General features: G+C 68.4%; 17 protein-coding genes and 1 pseudogene. 6 read left to right on the forward strand and 12 right to left on the reverse strand.

What is annotated here, in order from left to right:
- Positions 1-16: 16 nt before the first annotated feature.
- The 7 genes from AB0C28_RS48045 to AB0C28_RS48075 form a co-directional block, all read right to left on the reverse strand.
- The gene (locus AB0C28_RS48045; protein ID WP_358082972.1) at positions 17-4612 is read right to left on the reverse strand and encodes a DUF6603 domain-containing protein; all 4596 of its coding nucleotides are present in this window, start codon (positions 4610-4612) and stop codon (positions 17-19) included.
- Positions 4609-6294 (reverse strand): hypothetical protein, encoded by a 1686-nt coding sequence (locus tag AB0C28_RS48050; RefSeq protein ID WP_357849350.1) that lies wholly within the window; start codon positions 6292-6294, stop codon positions 4609-4611. Before AB0C28_RS48050 ends, AB0C28_RS48045 begins: the two co-directional genes overlap by 4 nt.
- The gene (locus AB0C28_RS48055; RefSeq protein WP_358082975.1) at positions 6291-8660 is read right to left on the reverse strand and encodes a hypothetical protein; all 2370 of its coding nucleotides are present in this window, start codon (positions 8658-8660) and stop codon (positions 6291-6293) included. The genes AB0C28_RS48050 and AB0C28_RS48055 overlap by 4 nt, the downstream gene beginning before the upstream one ends.
- Before the next feature lie 545 nt (positions 8661-9205).
- The gene (locus AB0C28_RS48060) at positions 9206-9850 is read right to left on the reverse strand and encodes a hemerythrin domain-containing protein (RefSeq protein WP_358082977.1); all 645 of its coding nucleotides are present in this window, start codon (positions 9848-9850) and stop codon (positions 9206-9208) included.
- A 277-nt stretch (positions 9851-10127) separates the two neighbouring features.
- Positions 10128-10394, reverse strand: coding sequence for a hypothetical protein (locus AB0C28_RS48065; protein WP_358082980.1), 267 nt, complete (start codon positions 10392-10394; stop codon positions 10128-10130).
- A gap of 147 nt (positions 10395-10541) precedes the next feature.
- Positions 10542-11081, reverse strand: a complete 540-nt coding sequence (locus AB0C28_RS48070; RefSeq protein WP_358082983.1) for a hypothetical protein — start codon at positions 11079-11081, stop codon at positions 10542-10544.
- Between the two features lie 106 nt (positions 11082-11187).
- A complete protein-coding gene (locus tag AB0C28_RS48075; RefSeq protein ID WP_358082986.1) occupies positions 11188-11688 on the reverse strand; it encodes a Rieske (2Fe-2S) protein in 501 nt (166 codons plus the stop codon).
- Positions 11689-12264: 576 nt separating this feature from the next.
- Here AB0C28_RS48075 and AB0C28_RS48080 point away from each other — a divergent pair.
- From AB0C28_RS48080 to AB0C28_RS48090, 3 genes are all read left to right on the forward strand, one after another.
- On the forward strand, positions 12265-13023 hold the full coding sequence (locus AB0C28_RS48080) for a GNAT family N-acetyltransferase (protein WP_358082988.1): 759 nt from the start codon (positions 12265-12267) through the stop codon (positions 13021-13023).
- A gap of 35 nt (positions 13024-13058) precedes the next feature.
- Positions 13059-13733, forward strand: coding sequence for an IS3 family transposase (locus AB0C28_RS48085; RefSeq protein WP_357849331.1), 675 nt, complete (start codon positions 13059-13061; stop codon positions 13731-13733).
- Between the two features lie 191 nt (positions 13734-13924).
- Positions 13925-14389: a hypothetical protein gene (locus tag AB0C28_RS48090; protein WP_358082991.1), complete on the forward strand. Its 465-nt coding sequence runs from the start codon at positions 13925-13927 to the stop codon at positions 14387-14389.
- Positions 14390-14426: 37 nt separating this feature from the next.
- Here AB0C28_RS48090 and AB0C28_RS48095 read toward each other — a convergent pair whose 3' ends face one another.
- From AB0C28_RS48095 to AB0C28_RS48105, 3 genes and pseudogenes are all read right to left on the reverse strand, one after another.
- A complete protein-coding gene (locus AB0C28_RS48095; protein ID WP_358082994.1) occupies positions 14427-15491 on the reverse strand; it encodes a mannosyltransferase family protein in 1065 nt (354 codons plus the stop codon).
- A gap of 996 nt (positions 15492-16487) precedes the next feature.
- Positions 16488-17003 carry a zinc-binding dehydrogenase gene (locus tag AB0C28_RS48100; RefSeq protein ID WP_358082997.1) on the reverse strand — a complete coding sequence of 172 codons (516 nt, stop codon included), beginning with the start codon at positions 17001-17003 and terminating at the stop codon, positions 16488-16490.
- A 19-nt stretch (positions 17004-17022) separates the two neighbouring features.
- Positions 17023-17412, reverse strand: a pseudogene (locus AB0C28_RS48105) (alcohol dehydrogenase catalytic domain-containing protein); the annotation flags it as partial.
- Positions 17413-17763: 351 nt separating this feature from the next.
- Here AB0C28_RS48105 and AB0C28_RS48110 point away from each other — a divergent pair.
- The 3 genes from AB0C28_RS48110 to AB0C28_RS48120 all read left to right on the forward strand — a co-directional run bounded on the left by AB0C28_RS48110 (position 17764) and on the right by AB0C28_RS48120 (position 20283).
- Positions 17764-19158, forward strand: a complete 1395-nt coding sequence (locus AB0C28_RS48110; RefSeq protein ID WP_357849319.1) for an NADP-dependent succinic semialdehyde dehydrogenase — start codon at positions 17764-17766, stop codon at positions 19156-19158.
- Entirely contained in the window at positions 19155-19730 is a 576-nt protein-coding gene (locus AB0C28_RS48115; RefSeq protein WP_357849316.1) for a YbhB/YbcL family Raf kinase inhibitor-like protein, read from the forward strand. The genes AB0C28_RS48110 and AB0C28_RS48115 overlap by 4 nt, the downstream gene beginning before the upstream one ends.
- 118 nt (positions 19731-19848) lie before the next feature.
- On the forward strand, positions 19849-20283 hold the full coding sequence (locus AB0C28_RS48120) for an ester cyclase (protein ID WP_358083000.1): 435 nt from the start codon (positions 19849-19851) through the stop codon (positions 20281-20283).
- A gap of 16 nt (positions 20284-20299) precedes the next feature.
- On the opposite strand, the gene AB0C28_RS48125 is transcribed toward AB0C28_RS48120, so the two are convergent.
- Together AB0C28_RS48125 and AB0C28_RS48130 are read right to left on the reverse strand one after the other, a co-directional pair.
- Positions 20300-21274: a sigma-70 family RNA polymerase sigma factor gene (locus tag AB0C28_RS48125; RefSeq protein WP_358083003.1), complete on the reverse strand. Its 975-nt coding sequence runs from the start codon at positions 21272-21274 to the stop codon at positions 20300-20302.
- A 137-nt stretch (positions 21275-21411) separates the two neighbouring features.
- Positions 21412-22251 (reverse strand): GNAT family N-acetyltransferase, encoded by an 840-nt coding sequence (locus tag AB0C28_RS48130; protein ID WP_358083006.1) that lies wholly within the window; start codon positions 22249-22251, stop codon positions 21412-21414.
- Between the last annotated feature and the right edge of the window lie 90 nt (positions 22252-22341).

A 22341-nucleotide genomic window follows, 5' to 3' on the forward strand; every position in this document is an offset into this window, starting at 1 on the left:
TTCGTCGTCGGTACGTTCATGGAGTGAAGATCTCGGCTGTTGGCGTCAGGACGTCCTGACCCTCAGGTGCCGCCACGCCCGCCAGTACGCGACCGCCCACGGCGAGGACCCGCCCGTCGGAGAGGAGCAGCGCGGTGAAGTCCCACCGGCCGGTGGCCAGACCGCCGGTGCTCGCCCAGGTGCCGGTGCCGGGGTCGTAGGTGACGGCGTTGCGGAAACCGGCGCCGAAACGAGGACCGGCGGTGCCGCCGAGGACCAGCACCTTGCCCGTCGGCAGCGGTACCGCGCGGTGGCGGCTGCGCCCGCCGGGCATGGGCGTGACCGGCGTCCACCGGTCGGTACCGGGGTCGTAGATCTCCGCGGAGTCCAGGCTGCCGGCGCGGTACCCGCTCCCTGGCCGGCCGGCCGGGGAGTCACCGCCGGTGACGAGGACTGTGCCGTTCGGCAGCAGGGTCGCCTGGTGCCCGACGCGCGCGGTGATGAGGCTGCCTGCCGGTGCCCAGGTGCCGGTGCCCGGGACGTAGATCTCGCAGTAGGCGAGCGCGGCGCGGCCGCGGCCGGTGAGCAGCGCGCCGCCGATGACGAGGACCCGGCCGTCGTGGAGCCGGACGGCCTGATGTCCGGTACGGGCGTCGGTCATCGGCCCGGCGTTCTCCCACTTCCCGCTGGCGGGGTCGAACAGCTGGGCGGAGGTCAGGGTCACCGGATCACCCGCCCGGCGTCCAGTCCCGCCGGTGACCAGGACTTTCTGAGAGGTCAGGAGAGTGGCCGTATGCCCATGACGGGCGATCGGCGTGGACGTCCCTGGCGGCACGGCCGTCCAGCGCCCGGCGACCGGGTCGTACACCTCGGCGGCGGTCAGCGCGGACCCATCGGCAGCCGACCCGCCGAAGGCCAGCACTCTGCCGTCGGAGAGCCTGGTCAGCGAGTGGAGACGGCGTCCGGTTCCGAGCCGGTCCGCCGGCGTCCACGTACCCGCCACGGGATCGAACAGCGCGCTGCCGGCGAGCGGCGCTCCGGTCTCGTCCGCGCCGCCCGCGAGCAGCACCCGGCCCCCGGAGAGCAGGACCGCGGCGTCTGTGGAGGAGTCCACGCCGACCGCCGTCGGCAGTGCCGCGATGCCGCTCCAGCCACCGGGGACGGCGGCGGCACCGACGACCTCCGATGAGGGGATGACATGCAGCGTGCCGGCCAGGCTCGGCTCGGTTTCCACCCATGCGGCCATGGCCTCGGTCGCCGTGGTCCGGCTGCGGAAGCTCGAAGGACCCGCGGCGACCGCGGCGGCGCCGCTGCCGGGCGGGAACGCCTGCTGGTTGTTCCGCCTGTGGGCGACGACGAAGCGCTGGCCGGTCACCTGGAGGGTTTCCTCGGTGGCGTAGGGCCTGCGGAGCGTCGCCTCGTGCCGCGACAGAGGGGAGCGGCTGGTGCTGCTTCCGTCGAGCAGCGGCTGGAAGACCGCGGGGCTGACGCGATGGAGCTTCTTCTTGCGGACGGGCGCGGTGTCCGGCGATGGCGCCGTGTCCGCGGCCCGGAACTCCGCCGCACCACGGGCCTTGCTGTCGATCACCATGAGTTCGTACCGGGCGCTGCGGCGGACCGCGCGCGCCGACGCGAGGGTTCCCTGCAGGGCGGTGAGTTCGAGACCGGCGTCCTGGTCCTCGTACGGGGACATGGTCAGCTTCGCGGCGTCGTCCATGTCCTGGAACTGGGCCATGGCGAACTTGTCGTCCGGGACCGACACCTGGACCAGGCCGCTGTCGGGTGCCGGGGCGATGCTGAACCGTTTGCCGTCGCGTGGCCGCTGAGCGCCGACGCGGTCGATGCGCACATTGAGCGGGATCAACCGCTGGTGGACGAAGAGCGTGCCGAGCGGGTGCAGGACCAGGTGGTCGCTCTCCGGCAGCGTCCGCAGGTTGACCAGCGCCTGGGTGGCGCCGTTCGGCAGCCTGGTCGCCCAGCCTTCCACCTTGCCGATCTCGTCGCAGAGCAGCGGCAGGACGTCAACCGGCGGCAGGGTCGGATTGTCGCTCGCGCCCCAGGTCAGATCGAAGTCCGCGGAGATCTCGAAGAACAGCAGCGAGATGGACCCTCTTCCGCGCGCCCGCCACGGGGCCGGGCCCTCCAGCTGGAACCTGAGGTGGATGCTGAAGAGGCCGATGCCGAAGGCCTGGAGCGAGACGCTTGCCGCGATGTCGATGACGAACGCGAACGGGGAGAACCGGAACAGGGCGTCGAAGCTGAGGTGGCCCTGGAGCCCGAAGTCATCGAAGCCCAGGACGAGCTCGGCCATCGCCCCGAACTGCACGGTGTTGCTGGTGACGGCGAAGTAGCCGGATACGCGGATACGGGCGAACGGCTGGTTGATGATGTCGACCGAGATGCGCGGCGGCACCGGGAACGGCAGGGGCGGCGGCTTGAACGAGGGATGGAAGCCGCCCACCGACAGGACGAGGTCTCCCTCGCCCCAGCCGACGAGCAGGCCCATGCCCCCCTCGATCGTCATGAACAGGATGCGTGACTCGAAAAGCTGGGCGTAGAACCACAGCCGCTGCTTGTCGAACTCGATCACGCCGATGAAGTTGACCTGAAGCACCAGCAGCGGCAGTTCCTTGGCGGGCAGGATGCAGCGCAGGACACCGATGATGGCGATGTTTCCCGGGATCTCGACGATGACGCCCAGCGAGACGCTGATCAGAGTCGGGGTGCCCCAGCCGAGCTTCACCATGGGGCCGACCAGGAAGGTGTCCTGCTCCGGGGGGAAGAAGGCCCGCAGGTCACTGAGGATACGCGGGGCGTTGGCGACCACGTCCTTCGGGAACATGACCGACTCGACGGTGCCGGTGCGTACCCCCTCCACGAGCGCGCCGAGGTTCATGGTCCGATGCAGACCGAGCAGTCCTCCCACGGCGAGCAGGGTGAATCCGTAACCCAGTTGCAGGCCGATCCCGCCGAACTCGGCCGTCAGAATGATCAGCAGGGAGAAGCCCTGCGTACCGTCCGGCATCCGGGTGGAGATCAGCCCGATCGCCTTCACATCGATGAACCCGGCCAGCCGGAAGGCCAGGGCACCTGCGTACTCGCCGCGGTCGGGGTCGAAGTAGAGGAACCCGCCGCCGCTGACGACGTCGAGGTCCATGGACAGGCCGACGCCCGCGGGCGGTCTGGGGCGAGGCTGTACGTCGACCGGCCCGAGGTTGCCCTTGCCGTCGGGCGTCAAAGCGAGCGGGATCTCGATCCCCAGGCCCTGGACGACACTCACGATCGGCCCGAGCGCGGCTTTGAGGTCCGAGGTGAGGGCGAGGGTGAACGTGCTGCCCTCGATGCCCACCAGCAAGGTGAGCGCGGAGAGGTCGACCGCGCCGAGGCCGACGTGGGAGGCGAGGCGCACCTCCAGGCCGCCGCTGCCCTCGAACCGCAGGCCGTCGGCCGGGCTGAACCGGACGCCGAGCTCGAAGCCGCTCTCGATCCGGACGCCACCGAGCAGCTTCGCGATGAAGCCGTCACCGCCGGCCAGGGTGATGAGGACCTTGCCGCGTTGCAGCAGCGCCCCCAGCTGCACCTCAAGACGTCCGTCCGGCTCGGCTCGCAGCCGCAGGGTCACGTCCACCTGCTCGACCGAGATCCGGCTTCCTCCGGGAAGCGACAGCAGGATCACCGGATCTGCGGGATCACGGCGATAGCTGTGAACCACCTCGGCCGTTCCCGACACGGTCGTGCCGGGTGGCGGCTGGACCCTGGCTCCGCCGGGCTGGAACACCAGTTTCGTCCCCGCTGGGACGTCGGCGTCGAGACGCAGAGTGAGGGTCCAGGCCTCACCACTGCGCTCGACCGATCCCACACCCAGTCCTTGCGGCAGCTCCACCGCGAGGCCAGGCGGGTCGAGGTCGGTCCGCGGGACGAGAGAGGCGAAGACCAGGTCCAGGGTGGGTGGTGTGGCTGCACGGTCGAAGAGTGACGGCAATCCCGCGTACGCGGCGATCCGGTCGAGCACGGCGAGGATCTTGGTGCCGTCGAAGCTCGGCGCGCCCCAGTCGTAGAGAGCGGCCAGCTGGGCATTCGGTTCACGGATCCAGCCGCCGATGCGGTCGAAGTGGAAGTCGTTCTCCGTGAAGAACGGCTTCTGGGGGTCGATCAGGCCGACGTTGCGATCCGTACGCACCAGGACGCCCAGGAACTCCAGGAGTTCGTTGACACCCTGCTGCCGTCCCAGGAACTCGGTGAGCAGCAGGTTGAACACCCGCTGCGGGAAGTTCGCCAGGATCGGCTCCGCGCCGGGCAGGTTCAGGCCCGCCAGTGCGGTCTTCAGCCCGTCGAACCCGGAGATGACCGCGTCGATCTGGCCGCCGGCGCGGAGGATCCGGCGCAGGACCTCATCCCACTGCTCGGCTTCGACCGCTTCCTGAAGGCCGCGCAGCAATTCGACCAGGAAGCCGACGGATCCCGTGGTGGTGCTGAGAGCCGGCGCGATGGCGGCGGCCTGCGCGTCCGTCAGCGGCAGCCCCACGTCGGCGAAGAACTCTCGCGCCCCGGCCCGGGAGAGCCCGGTGAGCGGGGACAGGAGCGTGGCGAGCTGGCCGATCAGCCCGTCAAGGCTGCCTCGCTCACCGGTCATGACCGCGCTCGCGGGCGGGCGAGGACGAGGGGGACGTCCTGGATCGTCTCGACCGGCAGCAGCAGTCCGATCATCTTCGGGCCGTAGCGTTCGAGATCACGACGGAGAACGGGCCCGGCATGCCGGAGCAGCAGCGGGAGCATCGTTTCGGCCAGCTGGGCTCGGCTCACTCCGTTGATCACCGTCGGGATGGTGTGCCCCGGAGCGCGGACGCCCTGCACGCAGTGATGGTAGAAGGCCGCCCCTTGCATGGCCTGCCAGGCGGCGGCGACGGGACGTACCGACGTGAGCAACTCCCTCACCTCCCTGCGGTGCTGGCCGATCTTGCCCAGCAGCAGCCGCCCGAGAAGGCTGGTACGAAGCTGCTCACGCAACTGCTCCACCCCGCGCCGCTGGGCCAGATCGACGTTGGACGGAGGCCGGCCCAGGAAGATGTGGACCGGGCCGCCGGCACTCGGAGTGGTGCCTGACCAGCCGTCCTCGGCAGCCGGGATCTCCACCTGGAGCCGTTCGAGTACCGGGCCGATGGGCGTGGCGATGCCGAGATTGCCGACGTGCGCGAACTCGGGCGCGCTCCGATCGAGCTTGAAGTACTCGTCTATCGGCCCCGCTCGGATGATCATCGCGATGACGCGGTTCTCGTGATTGATCACCACGCTGCCCGAGTCGCCACTCTCGAAGGTCAGCTCCTCCCCGTTGTGGTAGCTGTCGCTCAGCGACTGCCCGGGAATCGGACTGGGCCTCGGCAGGATCATGAACTGGTTGACGTTCGTCTTGGACCCGGTCCCGTGATCCCGGGGATCGGACATTCCCACCCTCATGATGATGCGGTCGGGATCCGCGACATCGGGCTCGGAGAGCGTGTTGCTCAACATGGTGCCGAACCTCAGCCGCCCGTTGACGGCGTTGTAGACACGCACGTACTGCTCATGACTCGGCAACGTGCCCACGGGCGGTCCCTTACCGATCCCGAGGCCGTCGGTGACCGCCCCCTTGATCGGGATCGAGGTCACCGTGCTGCCGAGATTGACCTGCCAGGCGTTGTGAAACTTGACCCCGGGATCGAGCCGGGCCATCGCGCAGTCGGTCTCACTGGCGTGGCCGTTCACCACGGTCCCCATCACCCGGACCTTGGCGGGAATCCAGTTGAAGCCGCCCGTCCACTGGCCGTCGTGGTAGCCGCCGACCCACTCCTCGCCCTCGGTGGGCTGAGCCTTCTGGTTCGGGTCGTAGACGGGACGGCCGATCCGGACGCCGCTCGAGCAGCACGAGCTGTAGTCGGGTGAGTAGACGGCGAACTTGTCGATGACCTTGAAGCCGGGGAACAGGACGTGGGCACAGCTCAGCAGGACAGGGTGACCGCCGCTGTCGCGGGCGAAGCATCCCAGCGAGCCGGGCCCCTTATTGTGATTGGTCTCGATGCTGGCGCCGGCCGTGACGAACGGCGGAGCGGCCGTCGGGACGGTGGCACGGGCGACCACGATCCGGGTGGGCAGCCCCAGGACGCTCACCGGAACCCCGGCCTCCTGGGTCTGATCCGAGCCATCGACGTACACGCGCCAGACCGGCGTGGCACTGTCGTCGTCGGCGACGCCCAGCCCCACGCCCACGATGCCGGGCAGGTCGCGGAGCATCCGCCGCACCTGCGGCAGATGTGGCCTGAGGTTCTCCACCGAGCTCATGACCTCTCCTCCCGGGCCGCTCCGGCGGGCTCGGCCGATCCCACGGGTGTCACGCCGAGGCAATCCAGTACGGGTGCGATGGGACATGCGACACCGTCACCGCCGGCGGTGGCTCCCCAGAGCAGCCCGATGAGGCGGCGCTGCTCGTCCAGCAGTGCCGCGCCCGAGTCGCCGGAGGCCGAGAAGACCCGCTCCGGATCGCGCGGCCCGACCAGAAGCTGCCCCGGCGCGAGGAACTCGCGGCCGTCGATGAACGGCCGGTCGGGGTAGGCGACGTCCAGGAGGATGCCTTCTGTTAGGCCGGTGGCCGGTCCGTGCTTGCTCACCACGGCCCCCGGCTCAGGAGGGGCGACGATCGTCGGCCACGGACCGGCGAAAGTGTGCCGCAGCCAGCCGGGCAGGTTCTGAACGCCGCCGAGGCCGACGAGCGCAGCGTCGACGAAGTACTCCTCGCCGTCATGCTTCACGGTGCCGAGGCGGCCGCGTCCTGCATGCCCCAGCCGGACCGGCTCGGCCGGCGCCCCGTCGCCGCGGGATGGCGGCAGCGCCCAGACAGCTTCTCCATCCTGTGCTCCGGCCCCATGGACCACGTGGTGGTTGGCCAGCAGATGGTGGGCGCCGTCGATGTCGCGTACGAGCACGGAGGCGACGCCGGGCACGCCGCGAGAGTTGACGATCCGCACCGCCGGCGGCCCCATGAGATCCGGCAGGTTCAGCACGCTCGGGAGCGAGGTCGCACGTCGCGCCAGGTCGAGGATGTACTCCTGGTGGGCGTCGAGGTCGGCGCGCAGCCCCGCGCTGCCCTCCATCATCAGTACATCCCGCATCGCGCGCAGCGTGTCCACCGGGCTCACCCCGTTGATCTCCGCCGGCAACGGCCAGGCCGGCTGCTCGGCGCCGCGCAGGATGGCATTGACGAACGCCGGGCCTTTGCGGCGGTGCCAGGTGACCATGACGCGCCGGTTGTGATGCACCAGATCGCGTACCTCGGCCATGTGCCGGCGAATCACCGCGCCCAGGCGGCCGCCCAGTTCGCTGCTCTCCAGGGAGGTCCACGCGGCGCGGATCGCCGACCAGTCCACTGGCGGCCCGCCGCGCCTGATGGCCGTTCCCGGCACGGCCACCACGTCGCCGGCCGTGGTCACGCCGGGCGGGAGCAGCTCGACGTTCAGGTGTTTGAAGGCGGCCTCGACGAAGATGCCCTGAGATCGTCCGGTGAGAATCTCGACCGGGGCGGTCTTTCCCGTGACGAGAACGAGCTGCTTGACACCTTGAGTGAGGATGCCCACCGTCTTGCGGTCGTTGTCGAGAATCGGCGCGCCGGAGTCCCCGGGCAGCGAGAAGTGCCTGCCTCTGACGATCAACGTCGGTTCGGAGGGGGTGCCGCCGACCGAGACGATCAGGCCGGAGTTGTCGAACTGCGCCTTGATGGCCTGCGGGGTCATCGCCGGGTCCGCGGTGAGATAGCGCTGCATGTCCAGCCGGTACTCGACGACCGGTTCCTGGCCGGGAGGAGGCACAACCTCGATCTCGAAGACCCATGCCTGTCCGGGGACGATCTGGCTGCCGCTGAGTTGTTTGGTCGGCACCCGTCTCAGCGCGACGATCTTTCCGCGGGAGTGCTGTGTCTTCGCGCCGTACTTCTGCACCGCGATCTGGCGCTCGACGCTCAGTGACAGTACGCCGTCGGGTGAGCTCGAGGGCTCGGACGCGGAGATCGCCCATTCCGCGATGAGATCCCGTATTCCGGCGACCATTCCGATCTTCGGGACCTCGTTCGACGCATTAGCCCGGGCGGCGAGCTCGACAAGCGAGGCGTCCACCGCGAAATCGACCTGGCCGATTTTGACCTTGGCCTGGATGGCATTGTCCTGCAACTGCTGAAGGGTCTCCGGGACCACATTGCCGATGGGGTTGTTGCACTCGATATCGCAGCATTCGCTCAGCTCCGGCGAGTACACCAGCTTGGAGTCCGGCACCTCCTGCCCGAGCGGCGCCAGACCGAGGACGTGCGCGCAGGTCAGCATGTACCTGCCCTGCCCTCCGACTTTCCGGACGATCAGCCCGGCTGTGCCCTGATCGAAGTTGCCGTGCTTGCCCCGTGTCACTCCCTTGCCCGCGTGCACGCTGGGTGTGCTGGAGTGCGGGACAGCGCGCGGCTCAAGCAGCTCGCGGAGAGACGGCCGCCCTTCACCTCCGAACGGATCGTCATTCAAGGTGACAACCTGGCCTGACCGCGTGGACAGGCCGGAATGACGCCCATCATGGGAGATGCCACCCGCATCACCTCGTTCGGTCGGGATGACTGACCATCTCGTTAGAAGAGTTGCGAGTTTCATTGGACATGCGAAGTGGTTCGGCCGCAAGCATCCGATGAAACGAGTTGCTCACCGAAAGTCCGGAAATATCCGGAAATATCCAGCAATGGTCTCCACATGACCCTGGTGGGCTTTGAAATAAGCAGAGGTGGGTTACCACGCTTTTGTGCCACTTGATGAGAGGAAAGTGGCATGGGGCGACGGGGCCGGCTGCTGGCGTGACCGTGCGATGGAATGGGCTCAGGCCACCGGCGACTTTCCCATGCAAGGCTATGTGCTGCCGCGGAAGAGCCAGGCGGCCTGGGACGAACGCGATGCGCTTCGGATGCTCACCCTCGCCGATCGCTGAAGAGCAGAGCGTATATCGCGATGGGACGACCGGACAGCGCGGCGTCGCACGGACTTGAAGCGTTGGCGGTGGCACGCGCGACGAACTCGGCCCGGACCCATCAGAAGGTCCTGAATCTGCGGGTCGGCGTACTGAGGATCATCGTGGACCGCGACGCCGTGCTGGGCGCCCTCGATCCCGAGCAGTCAGGCGCTGCCCCCGAACGTGCTCACGGGCTGGGCACCCCGTCCGCTCTGCGACAACCTCACTGTCGACCTGCACGAGGCGGGGTGGCGGTGCCGTAGAGGCGTTTGGCGTGCCGAGCGTACAGACGCGGGGCGAGCAGTGGCATGATCAGCCGGGCCGCCAGTGGCGCGTGAGAGAGCACTTCCTTGACCACGTCGGGATCGCCCTCGTACATGCCCATGCCGAACACGAGCGGCAGGTCCTTCTTGGGGCTGTTCGACATACTGTGCTCACCGAGCTGGGCCCATTCGGCGGCGGTGACGACTTTCGCGGCCAGAGGAAGGATCTCCTCCTCTTCCAGGGCCATGTGCTCCAGCAGCCGGTCGCGTAGCACCTCGAAGGCCGCCGCGAGGCTCTCACCGTCGCGGGCCGTGGACGTCCACGCCGGCAACAGCTCCTTCACCCCCTCAAGGGCGGCCTCGATCCCGTGGTGCTGATCCTCCACCTTCGGCACGAAGGTCGCGGCCTGCGTACCACCGCGCTCCAGAAGGAGCGGCCACAGAATGATGTCCTCGCCTTCATGGTGCAGATGCAGGACGACACACATCAGCGCGGCATGTTTCCCGACCACCGCGGAGCGGTTGGTGTCACCCGCGGTCACCTCGCGCACGAGCTCGGGAAGAAGCCCGAACTCCCGGCGCATCATCGTGTGCACCATGAACATGTCCCGTACGTCAGCCATGGGCTGGTTCACTACGACCTCATCTCGCGATCTTGTGGCTATTCCGGTTGAAGCCACCATGGCCAGGCGCCCGGCTTGAGCACGTGGTGGTCACCGGCTTGCCCAAGCACTTTGGGACCGGCCCAGCCTTCCCGGACATCAAGATGCGGCGGCCACGCCGAAAGTTCGATTTCGGCCGCATTCGGTTTCGCTGATCGCGTTCTCCCGGTCGGAGCCGGTCGGCGGGGGAGACCTGCGGGCGCGGCGTGCAGGTCTCCGATCACTTCGGTTGCCAGACGTCGAACTTCTCCCAAGCTCCGACGCCGGTCGCCCGGGCGCGGAGCATGCCCTTCTTGTCTCCCGTGTAGTCGAGTTCGGCGCTGACCCCGCGGTCGGTGACCTGCTCCTTGAATGACCACCTGACGCATGAGGAGGACAAGGAGCCGGCCGCCGAAGCGGAGGCGAACGCCGTGGACGTCGTGCTCAGCACGAGCGTCCCCGCCGCCAAGGTCATGCCGAACGTACGCGTGCTCTTCCCGAGAATCATGATTTCGCCTTCTGCTCTCTTCGCAGGCCGGGGCCGCTGCTCGCGGCCGCTCGGGGCTGCTGGATGAATACCGCCGCTCTGCGGGTGCCCGGGTCTTTGCGTCGGGGCAAGGCGGCTGACGCCTTGCCCCGGCGAAAGGACCGGTTCTCAGTCCATCTGGTCCTGGCGCTCGATGCCGAACTTCTGCTCCCACCCGATGGACGTCGAGTCCGCCCGGAGCGCGGTGGAGTCCGCCACGGAGACGTACTTGTTGTTCGCCAGCGACTTGATGGTGCAGTAGGAATTGGTCCGGCACACGACGTCGAACTCCTCCCAGGGGCCGATGGTGGTCGAGCGTGCGCGGAGCATGCTCTTCTCGGCTCCGGTGTAGTCCAGCTCGGCGGCTACGTAACGTGACGAAGCCAGCGAGCGGATGGTGTCGTACCTGCTGCCCAGGCAGATTTCGAACTGCTCCCAATTGCCCTCTTTGGCGGTGACCGTCCGGGCGCGGAGCGCGCCGTATCCGGCGCCCTCCCAGTGGAGTTCGGCGCTGACCAGACGGTTGTTCGCCCAGGCGCCGATCCAGCCGTTGAAACAGCCGGTCGGCGCTGCGGCGGTGTCGGCGCTCGCTGCGGGCACCGCGGTCAGCGCGATCGCTCCGGCCGCCAGGGTCATGCCGAGCGTGCGGGAGAGGTGTGCGAGGTTCATGCTTCCTGCTTTCTGCGGAGGTACGGGGACATGGAGGTATTCGATCGGTAACTGTCGGTGATCGACTGAGGTCGCAAGTGGTCGACCGTGGTGTGGAACGGCGTGTTCAGGCCAGCGAGATGGTGTCGCCGTCGACCCTGATCGGCACCTCGGGCAACGGCTTGGTCGCCGGACCGCCCATGACCTTGCCGTCCAGCCAGAACATGCTGCCGTGACACGGGCAGTTGATCATGCCGGAGGAGACGTCGCTCACCGTGCATCCCTGGTGGGTGCAGACGGCGCTGAAGGCCCGGAACTTGCCGGCGGACGGCTGGACGACGACGACCTTCTGGTCCGGGAAGACCTTGCCGCCCTCCTTCGGGATGTCGGCGGTCTTGGCCAGGACGGTACCACCGGCCTGCGTGGCGGGAGGCGTGCCGGTGTTCCCGGCATCGGGTGCCGAAGCGCCTGAGCCGGAGCCGGAGCCGGAGTCGGTGTAGGCGCTGGTCTGGCCCTCGCCGGCGCAGGCGGCCAGGACGGTCATCAGTCCGGCGGCCCCCACGCCCGCGATGGCGGCGCGGCGGGACGAGCCGGTCGCGAGCGGGTCCTCCGGCTGATCATCGGTCATGACGTGGCGCGCCTGGCACCCCTGATCAGACATCGTGCACATACGTTCGCCCTTCAGGTTCTTCCCGTGTCGTCGGTTTCGGCGCATGCCGCAGCCGCGTGCCGTGACAGCCAGGGAATGTCAGATAGTCGTTTCGGCCCTTGTCGGGCGGCGCTCAGAATGCGGCCTCTGAGCGGGACCTCAAGGAGGTTGCCGGGGTCCAGGCGCGGATGACCATGCACTTTTCCACACATCTGGGATTTCCCGGGGGAACTTATCACCTGCCCTCCGTGCGGTCGAACATGGTGCGAACCCCGCGCCGGAAGGCCAGAAAACTCGTCGAGCCGAAATCGAACTTCCCGGTTGATCAGCGCATCTTGTCTGCGTCAGATCCCGCGACGGCCCGCACACGCGGCGCCGGAACGGGATGCCACGAGGGGACCAGCAGGAAAGAGCATGTGGCACGCGGAACAGACCGCTCTCGCCGAAGGTGCCGAGGCGGAGTTCATGTATCGGTACGAGTCGAGCGCCCCGTCGCGGGTCCGAGCCGAGCTCGGCATCGCGACGGCCCATATCGGCGGGGGTGTCGCCCTGGCGATGCGCAACGACCCGACGGGCTACTGGAGCAAGGCACTGGGGTTCGGCTTCGACGAACCCTTCACAGGAGAGCTTCTTGATCGTGTCCTGGACTTCTACCGGGACGAAGACAGCAGGATGGCGGTCATCCAGGTCGCCCCGGACGTCCTGCCGAAGGACTGGGACGACATCCGCGCCCGGCACGACCTGCGGCCGGAAGGGAGGATCGTGAAGCTCTGGTGCCCGATCGACTTCTTCACCGCCGGCGCGACGACCGACCTGCGCGTCGGACCGGTCGGTCCCGACGACACCCGGGAATGGGCTTCGGTCGTGCTTCGTGGGTTCGGCATGCCGGAGCACGGGATCGACGAGATGATCGCGGCCGCGGTGACGCACCCGGACTTCCGCCCTTTCGCCGCCTGGGACGATGACCGGATGGTGGCCGGCGCCAACCTGTTCCTTCATGGCAAGGCCGGCTCACTGAACACGGGTGCGACCCTCCCCGGCTATCGCAACCGCGGGGCGCAGTCGGCCCTGCTGGCGGCCCGCGCCAAGGAGGCCGCGAACGCGGGCTGCCGCTGGCTCGTCGCCGAGACGGGCCAGCCCGAGCAAGGCGGCTCCAACTCGTCGCTGAGCAACATGCTCAGGGCCGGGCTGCGGCCGCTGTACATCCGGGAGAACTGGGTGTGGCGATCCGATGGCGCCGATCAGCCGACCCGATCGCCAAGCCGAACAGAGCAGGACAGCACCGGCATCGAGGCGTTCGGTTGGACCGGCTGAGCAGCCGGCTCGCTCACCAGGAAAGGACGTCGTCCGTGCCCCCTGCGCACTCTCCCGACCTCCGCCGCCGCGCGATCGAGCTCGCGCGGCGAGGCGACACATCGCTCGTCCAGCTCGCCAAGGATTTGGGCATCAGCCGCTCGTGCCTGCACGCGTGGCTGAAACAAGACGACGCCGATGCCCGATCCGGCGCCGATGACCAACTGCCCACCGAGACCAGGAAGAAGCTCACCGACCTTCGCCGCCGCACCAGGCAGTTGCAGACGGAGAATGACGTTCTCCAGCGCGCGATCCATCTCGCCCTGCGGAAGTGCTCTCCCAAGGTGCTCTACGCGCTGATCCGCGAGCTCGCCGACGACCACGTTCCGGTCGCGGTGGCCTGCCGGCTCCTCCATGTGTCGACATCGGGATATTACGACTGGCTCGGGCGTCCTGAGCCGACGCGTGTCCTGCGCAACAAAGAGCTCACCAAGATGATCCGGCAGATCCATGCTGATTCCAACGGCTCCTACGGCTCGCCGCGCGTCTACGCCAGGTTACGAGTCGACCTGGGCGAAGAGGTCAACCGCAAGCGCGTCGCCCGGCTCATGCGCGAAGCCGGGCTGCAGGGCGCCCGTGGCCGCGAGAGCCGCCGGCAGGTCGCCGGTCAGGATCGTGCGGACGGCGCCGTACAGCGCCGCACTGATCCCGATGCTCCCGATCGGCGCTGACCAGCCGGCCCCGGCCCGCATGTGATAGCGGAACCGGCCCGGCAGCCGCCGGGCCGCGTGACACGGTCAAGACGGTCACCGTCTTCGATGTCGAAGGAGAGATCTTGCCAGCTCGCAGCTGGATCGCGGCAGCGGTGATACCCCTGGCGCTGACGGCCTGTTCGGTGCCAGGAAGAGGCGCCGATCCATCCGTGATCGCTCCCCATCTCCTCTCACCACCTCCGCCCCGCAGCGCGTCGCCGTCACCACGGCGCACCCCGGACCCCGTCACCCACTGGCCGGCGAAAGTCACGTTGAAGGCGGCGGGCGGACACACCGCCGAGATCGGGGTGCTGACGCTCAGACGCCGGGGCGACCTGCTCGATCTGGTGTTGTCGATCATGCCGCATACCGAACAGGCCCGTCGCGTCTCGGTCGAGGCGTTCGTCGGCGACAGCCCGTCGGCCATCAGCCTCGTGGACAACGCCGGGCGCAAGCGCTACCTGACCGTCCCGGACTCCGCGAACCGGCCGTCCCGGACGCAGGACCCGGCTCTTGAGGTGGGCGAGATCAGCATGCGTACGTACACGTTCCCCGCTCCCGGACCTGAGGTCACCGCGATGGACGTCTCCATCGGTGGCGCGCCGCCCCTCCGGAACGTGCCCGTGACGCCTTGACACGGCCGGCCGGCATGCCGGCCGACCGCCGGCGTCGTCAGCCCGCCCAGCCTCCGCTGAGGAAGAGGCTGGCGTGGAGCAGCATGAGCGGCCCGAGGATCACCGCGTACAGCGCCATCACCCACGGTCGCCTGGTCGCGACCCGGGCCACCAGCAGCCACAACGGGAAGCAGAGCAGCAGCGAGCGCGGGACCGACAGGTAGAACGACGAGGTCAGGAGAGCCGCGGCCTGCGTCCCCGCGTACACGGCCTCGCTCCACCTGCGCAGCACGAGCAGCAGGACCGGCACGCAGACCGACACCACCGCGCCGACGATCTCCATTCTGAACCCCACGGAGAAGTCGCCGTGCCCCATGGCCTCGCGCCAGGACGTTTTCCACGCCTCCCACGGCCAGGTGAAGGTGCGTCCCCAGCCGGCCTCCTGCGCGTGCATCCAGGCCAGCCAGTCGCCGAGCCTGCCGTACTGGTAGGCCGAGTACGCCCCCAGCGGCACCAGCGGCAGCACCAGCCAGCCCGTCCGCCACAGCGGTTCCTTGCGCACACAGAACTCCACGACGAGGGCCACCGACAGGAACAACCCCGTGATGCGCACGCATGAGGCTCCCGCGGCCAGCATCGCCGCCTGCGGCCAGCGGCCGTGCCTGGCGGCCAGCCAGGCGGGGATCGCGAAGGCGAGGAAGAGCGTCTCGCTGTAGCCGGCCGTCAGGAACACCGCCGTCGGGAAGAGCAGCAGGGCCACCACCGCCATCCATCCCGAGGCGCCTTCGGCCTCGGCCAGCCGGGCCAGTGGCACCACCGCCACCGCGCCGGCCACCAGCGAGATCAGCAACCCGGCCGCCGTCCAGTCGGGAACCACGAGGTGAACCAGTCGCATGAGGAGCGGCAGCCCGGGGAAGAACGCGGGCAGTCCGGGGTCGTGCGGCTGAGCGGGATCGCCGTCGTAACCGTGCTCGGCGATCGTGGCGAACAGCACGACATCCCACTTGCGCCACCTGTCGACGTAGTCGGCGAGCGCCACTCCGAGCAGCGTGGACACCATGATGCCCGTGTGCAGGCCGAACCAGAGCAGCAGCGCGTCGAGCCGTCCAGATCGAGTGATCATGAAAGTACGGAGGCCGGGTGAACATGGCCGGCAGGCGAGGTGTCCAGGGGCTGCGCCCCCGGCCTGGCATCCGGGCACTCGGCATCGTGGTCCCGCGCGCTGCACGTGTTGTTCAGCTGTCTATATCTGTGCACTGACGGTCTTCTTTCCTGGCGGTCGCGAAGGCCGGAGAGCCCTCCGTGAAGGACAGTGGTCATGGCGAAATGGCCGCGTCGCAGGCCCAGGCCGGAATCGTTGCTGGGCCTCAACACGGCTGGTGAGCAGCCGGGACGGCAGGGGATGAGGGCCGTCCGGGGAAATTCGATCCGCAGCAGGAGAGACGAAAAGCGGCAACGGCCTGGGGGAGTTCAAGCCCAGGGCCGGTCATGCCGTCCTGTGCGGAATGTCATGAGAAAAAGAGCTGCGGGTAGGGGGCCGCGGCTCAACGTGGCACGCCGGCCACCCTCGGCGGTACGACGATCAAGAGGACCTGAAGCGATCGGGCGCCGAGCGTCGTCCTGACCGGTTCAACCACATGCGTGAGCACTCAACCGCCGCACGAAGAACGAGAACCGCCCGCCGTTCAATTGCTTTCCCATGGATGTCTGAACCCTTTCTGACGCCCGCTGGATCGCCAAGGTCGATACGTGTCTCCGCCGACAGCAGGAATGACCTTAACGCTATTTCCGCGAGTCGATCACATGAAGTGTGTGACAGCTGTCGCAAGCGTGGGCGAGGTTGTTCTGGTATTCGCTCATCACAGCTCGGGCCTCGGCCGCTTGGCGCCTTTGAACAGGGATGATGGCATCACTCGAACGATTCGTCAAGGACGCTCCATGCTGGAAAGAGCTTTATGTCGAACGGCCTCGCTATGGTCCTGGAGTCAATTTATTACCCCATTCTCCGGACTCCTGGCATGAGGTCATCCGACACGACAGAACGACTCCATGAATTTCGTTCCACATAAGAATTCGCCTGAGACGAGGTGCCCGGCGTTTTTGCTTCACCCGCGTGACCTCACCTCAGGCGTCCGCCCGGAGAGCCGGACGGGCGTCGACACGGCAGCGGCCGGGCAGGTGGCAAGCACCTGCCCGGCCCGAACTGCGGTAGGGGCGCTGTGGACGTCAGTCGAAGACGACGACCTGGCGGCCGATCGGCCAGAGCCAGAACCTCCGTCAGATCGTGGTAGTTGCCCCAGAACGATCCCGTGAACGTGCGCTCGCCGGACACGAACGGGAACAACGGCAGCTCGACCCGCTGTCCCATGAGCCCCACCGACACCAAGGTCGCCTCGTACGCCAGCAACGAGGCGTTCAGCGCCAGTGACTCCGGAGCCCCCGAACAGTCCAGAACCCCATCTGCCTCCTCCCGGCCGGTCAGCTCCCGCAGCTCGGCCCGGACCTGATCAACGGTCTTGCCTCGGGTGTTGATCGTGTGATCGGCGCCGTTCTCCCGCGCCACCGCGAGTTTGTCGTCGCTGCGGGCGAAGGCCACCACCGTCGCACCACCTCCGAGCAGCCGCGCGTACTGCACCCCGTAACCGCCAGGGCACCACGACGTACTCCGCGAACCCTCCGGGCGGGCCGAACCCGATCCACCCTCCGCTGCCCGTGCACAGCTGCTCGTTGCCCTCGTGACACTGACGGCAGGTCCCTTCCCCCCACGCCGGGTCCACCACCACCATGTCGCCCTCCGCCGGGCCCGCCGACGCCGGCACACCAGGGCCTACCTGCGCGATGTGGCCCGCGACCTCATGGCCCGGGATGTAGGGGAAGGCCAGTTCCACCGGGAAGTAGCCGTCCAGTAGCTGATAGTCGCTGCGGCACATGCCGGTCGCCGCGACCTTGACGAGCACCTCGCCAGGCCCCGGCTCGGGAACCGGAACCTCGTCGATCTGCAACGGCTGCTTGTACCCGTGCATCCGAGCCGCGCGCATGGTCATGACGCCTCCTCGTTCTCGTCGCTGTCGTCCGGTGACGTTAATCCGGGCAAGGAAGGCTTGTTGATCGCGACTGAACCGTTCCGCGGCCGATTCAGAAGTGGCGATGCCCGATCGCTGTGGGCAGCGGGTTTGCTTCGTTCACTGGCCGTCAACTACGAAGCCCTTACAGTGCGGACATCAGCGAGGTGACTTGCCGGCCGACGCCTGAGGCCGCGGCCTCCGGGTAGTCGCAGGAGCACGGCCGAGCCGGCCCGCGCACGGCCCTGAGCAGGGCCGGTCCGCACATGGCCCTTTGCGTCGGGCCGGACCGCGCGCCCGTTCGTACCGGCGGAGCGAAAGGAGACCACTGTCATGGCGATCGCCACGATCAACCCGGCGACGGGTGAGACGGTCAGGACATTCGAGGAGCTCGGCGAGGCCGAGCTGGAACAGAAGATCGCTCTCGCGGACGAACGATGGAGGACGTACCGCACCACCGGCTTCGAGGAGCGGGCCGCGCACATGCATGCCGCCGCCGACCTGTTCGAGAAGGAAGCGGACCTGGCAGCGGAGCTGATGAGCACCGAGATGGGCAAGACCCTGGCCTCGGCCAGGCACGAGGCGCTCAAGTGCGCTCATGGCATGCGCTACTACGCCGAGCACGCGGCCGGATTCCTGGCCGACGAGCCACTGGCCGACCCCTCGCGGGTCGGTGCGGTGCGCGCCCTGGGCCGCTACCAGCCGCTCGGCCCGGTGCTGGCGGTCATGCCGTGGAACTTCCCGATGTGGCAGGTGATGCGCTTCGCCGCCCCGGCGTTGATGGCGGGCAACGTCGGGCTGCTCAAGCACGCCTCCAACGTCCCGCAGTGCGCACTGTATCTGGAGAGCGTCTTCCTCCGGGCCGGCTTCCCCGAGGGTTGCTTCCAGACGTTGCTCGTCTCCTCGCGCAGAGTCGAGTCGATCCTGCGTGATCCGCGGGTGGTCGCCGCGACGCTGACGGGAAGCGAGCCCGCCGGTCGTTCCGTGGCCGCGATCTGCGGCGACGAGGTCAAACACACGGTGCTGGAGCTGGGTGGCAGCGATCCGTTCGTCGTGATGCCCTCGGCGGACCTGGACCGCGCCGCGGCCACGGCGGTGGAGGCGCGGGTGCAGAACAACGGGCAGTCGTGCATCGCGGCCAAGCGCTTCATCGTGCACGCCGACGTCTACGACGCCTTCACCGACAAGTTCGTCTCCCGCATGCGAGCCCTCCGGGTCGGGGACCCGTTCGAGACGTCCACCGATGTCGGGCCGGTGGCCACCGAACAGGGCCGGGCCGACATCGAGGAGCTGGTGGACGACGCCGTCGCCGCCGGGGCGAGCGTGCTGTGCGGCGGACGGCGGCTCGACGGCCCCGGCTGGTTCTACCCGCCGACCGTCATCGCCGACATCACCCCCGATATGCGTATCTACCTGGAGGAGGTGTTCGGCCCCGTCGCCTCGCTGTACCGGGCGGCCGACATCGAACAGGCCCTGGAGATCGCCAACGCCACCAGCTTCGGCCTGGGCTCCAACGCCTGGACCCGTGACGAAGCCGAACAGGAACGGTTCATCGCCGACCTGGAGGCCGGCCAGGTCTTCATCAACGGCAAGACCGTCTCCTACCCCGAGCTGCCGTTCGGCGGGATCAAGCGCTCCGGTTACGGGCGCGAGCTCGCCGCCCACGGCATCAGGGAGTTCTGCAACCTCAAGACCGTCTGGATCGGCGACGAAGGAGCCTCGTCATGAACATTCGAGCCATGCGTGGGGGCCTTCGGGGTGATGATCCGTATGCTCGGCTGCCGCGGGTGGCGGAGTTCGGGGTGAGCAGCGGCACGGTGGGTGATGGTGAGCCGTGGCCGGTGGCGCAGATGCATGTGAGTGTGGGCGGTGGGGATGTGTCTCCGCAGTTGTCGTGGTGGGGGGCTCCGGAGGGGACGGGGAGTTACGCGGTGACGGTGCTGGATGTGGATGCGCCGACGGGCTCGGGGTTCTGGCATTGGGTGGTGGCGGGGATTCCGGCGGCTGTGACGGAGTTGCCGGAAGGGGCGGGGGACGAGGCGGGGTCTGGTCTGCCCGAGAGGGCTTACCAGTTGCGCAATGACATCGGTGAGGCTCGTTTCATGGGTGCGGCTCCGGCTGCGGGGAGTGGGCCTGATCGGTATTTCGTGGTGGTGCATGCTCTGGATGTCGAGGACATCGGGGTGCCGGCGGATTCCACGCCGGGGTGGCTGGGCTGGGTGATGTCCACTCATGTGCTGGGCCGCGCGATCCTGGTGGCCACCGCCGAGATCCCCGCCCCAGCGGAGGGCGGCACCTGAGATCCGCCCTCCCGCGGTCCCGGCCGCGCGACGAGCGGGGACGGTGAACTTCTCGCCGCTCACTTCCGGTTGTTAACCTGGGGATATATGCCCGGAGCACGAACGGGGGTTGGTACTGATGACCAGTGCCCGGGAGCTCAAAGACGAGGTCGTGGCCGCCTTCAACCGGCACGACGTGCCAGGCGTCGTGCGCTTCTTCGCCCCGCGGGCCGTCCTGGTCTCGCCCACGGGGCTGACCGAGGGAAGAGAACAGATCGGCTGGTATTACGAGCACCTGTTCGAGGGCTTTCCCGACATCAAGCTCACCGCCTGGAACAAACCATTGCTCGACGATCCCGCGGTCACCGAATACATGTACACCGGCACGCACCAAGGGCCTTTCCTGCTGGCCGACGGCAGCGTGCTGCAGGCCACGGGCCGCCCCATCGCGGTGCGCGGGGTGGCGGTGTGCAGCATAGAGAACGGCCTCATCACCACCGACCGTGACTACTACGACCAGCTGGAGTGGTACGCCCAGCTCGGCATACCCTTCACGACGAAGCTCCCGGCGTAGCGGTGCGCCGTGACCGTCACCGACGGCCGTGGCAGCATCGGCACACGACGTCGTCGTCGCGGTGCGGGTGGAACAACCGGATCTCGCGGACGCGGTTCGCCTGGAGGAAGTTCACCCAGATGACGGCGGGCGGGCAGTGGAAGGGATCGTCGGGCGGGCTGATGAGGCTGTTCTCCCAGATGACGACGTCACGGCCGGTCACGACGTTGGCGGAGTTCTGCCGTACGCCGGCGTCGAGATCGCGGTTCATCGCGCCCAGCAGCCAGTCGATGCCCTGCATCCGCTTGCCCTTCATCGTGGTGATCTCCACCTCGGGCGAGCAGAGCTCTTTGAGCGCCTGCGCGAACAAGCCCTGCCGGGCGGCTCGCATGGTTTCCTCCGCCTCCGTGCGGCGCTTCTTCTCCTGTACGGCCACGTCGTCGTGGGTCGCGTTCGCTGTCGCCAGCAGCGCTTGCGACAGCTTGGCCCGCGCCTGGTTGAGCCTGCTGCGTACGGTGCCGACCGGCACGTCGCACAACTGCGCGATGTGCTCATAGGCGGTGACGTCGGTGAAGTAGCGCAGCATCGTCACCAGCCGCAGGCGGGGTGAAAGCTCGTCGAGGGCGTGCCAGACCCAGTCGCGCAAGGCGTGACCGTTCAGCAGTTCCTCCGGATCGGGCTCCCCTCGCGGAAGGGTCAGTGTCTCGACATCCTCCACCGGTATCGGTGTCGCGGCGCGCAGCTGCATCCGGCAGGCGTTGCGGACGATCGCCCGCAACCACGGTGCCACGGCGGCGGGATCGCGCAGGTCGCCGATGCGGCGCATCGCGATCATGGCGGCGTCCTGGAGGGCGTCCTCGGCGTCGGGACCGCAGCCGAGGATGCTCAACGCCACCGCTCGCATGTCCGCCTGGTGCCTGACCAGCAACAAGCCGAGTGCGTGGACGTCACCAGACTGGGCCGCGTGGACGAGGTCGACCTCCGTGACCTTGGCGTTCTCCGAGGCGGTCAACGTGCTTCCTTCCGGAGCGTGGAGAAGTATTCACCAGGGGCCGACTTTCGGGCTCGGCCACAGGGACCCGTTCGTGCACGGCCGGCGTGATGCTGGGCATTCGTGTGGCGGGAGGCCGCCCGCGCGCACCGCGCGCCTTACTTTCCGGCCGGGGATCGTGTGCTCAGCACCCAGGTCACGCGCTCGTACAGGGGAACGAACCCCGCCCGCTTCATGTTGTGCAGGGAGGAGTTGTGCGTGCCCGGCGTCTCGGCCCCGGTCTCGGTGAAGATCACCCGGCAGCCGGCCGCGATGGCGTCGGAGATGCGCGCCCGCAGCAGCGCGCTCTGGGCGCCGCGCCCCCGATAGGGCGGCAGCGTGGCGGCGCCCAGGAGCTGCGCCGTCTCTCCGCCGATGTACATCCCGGCCGCCGCGATCACCTCTCCGCCGTGCCGGACGACGTAGGCGCGGACGCGGGGCAGCGCGGCGAAGGCGGCCGTCATCGCCACCAGCGGTTTGTCGGCCATGTCGAAGCCGCGCATCAGCATCGTGGCCCACTCCTCCGCGCCGCGCGCGTCCACGCGCTCGACCGGCGGACCGCCGGGCGCGACCGGCACACTGAGGGACAGGTCCCGAGCGAGTTTCACCGAGGACGTTCCCTGAAACAGGTCGTGCTCGGCGCAGATCTTCGCCCAGTCCGGAGGCAGCACCGAGGGCGCGAGCTGCAGGTCGGCCGACGGGTCGTTCCGCGCTCGGTAGAAGTCGCAGATCTCGCCGATCAGATCGGTCGTGACCGGCCCGGCGAAACCGAAGCCCAGCGCCTTGCTCCAATAGTGCGCCGGATCTTCGCGCATCGACAGGAGCACGCCGCCCGCGAGCCTGGCGCAGGTGATGCCCAGGGCGTCGCGCACTTCGGCGGGCGCGTTCGACTGGAACTGGTACAGGGCCTCGGCCTCGGACCATTCGGCCAGGGACGGCTCTGGACGCAAGGTGAACATGAACTCTCCATGGCAAGGCTGGACCACGGCTGCACGGCAGCACGGTCCGAAGGGGGAAGGGATGCACAACGGTGCCACGGCGGCACGACG

This window comes from Nonomuraea sp. NPDC048892 (genome assembly GCF_040649735.1).
In the GTDB taxonomy this organism is placed as follows: Bacteria; Actinomycetota; Actinomycetes; order Streptosporangiales; family Streptosporangiaceae; genus Nonomuraea; species Nonomuraea maheshkhaliensis.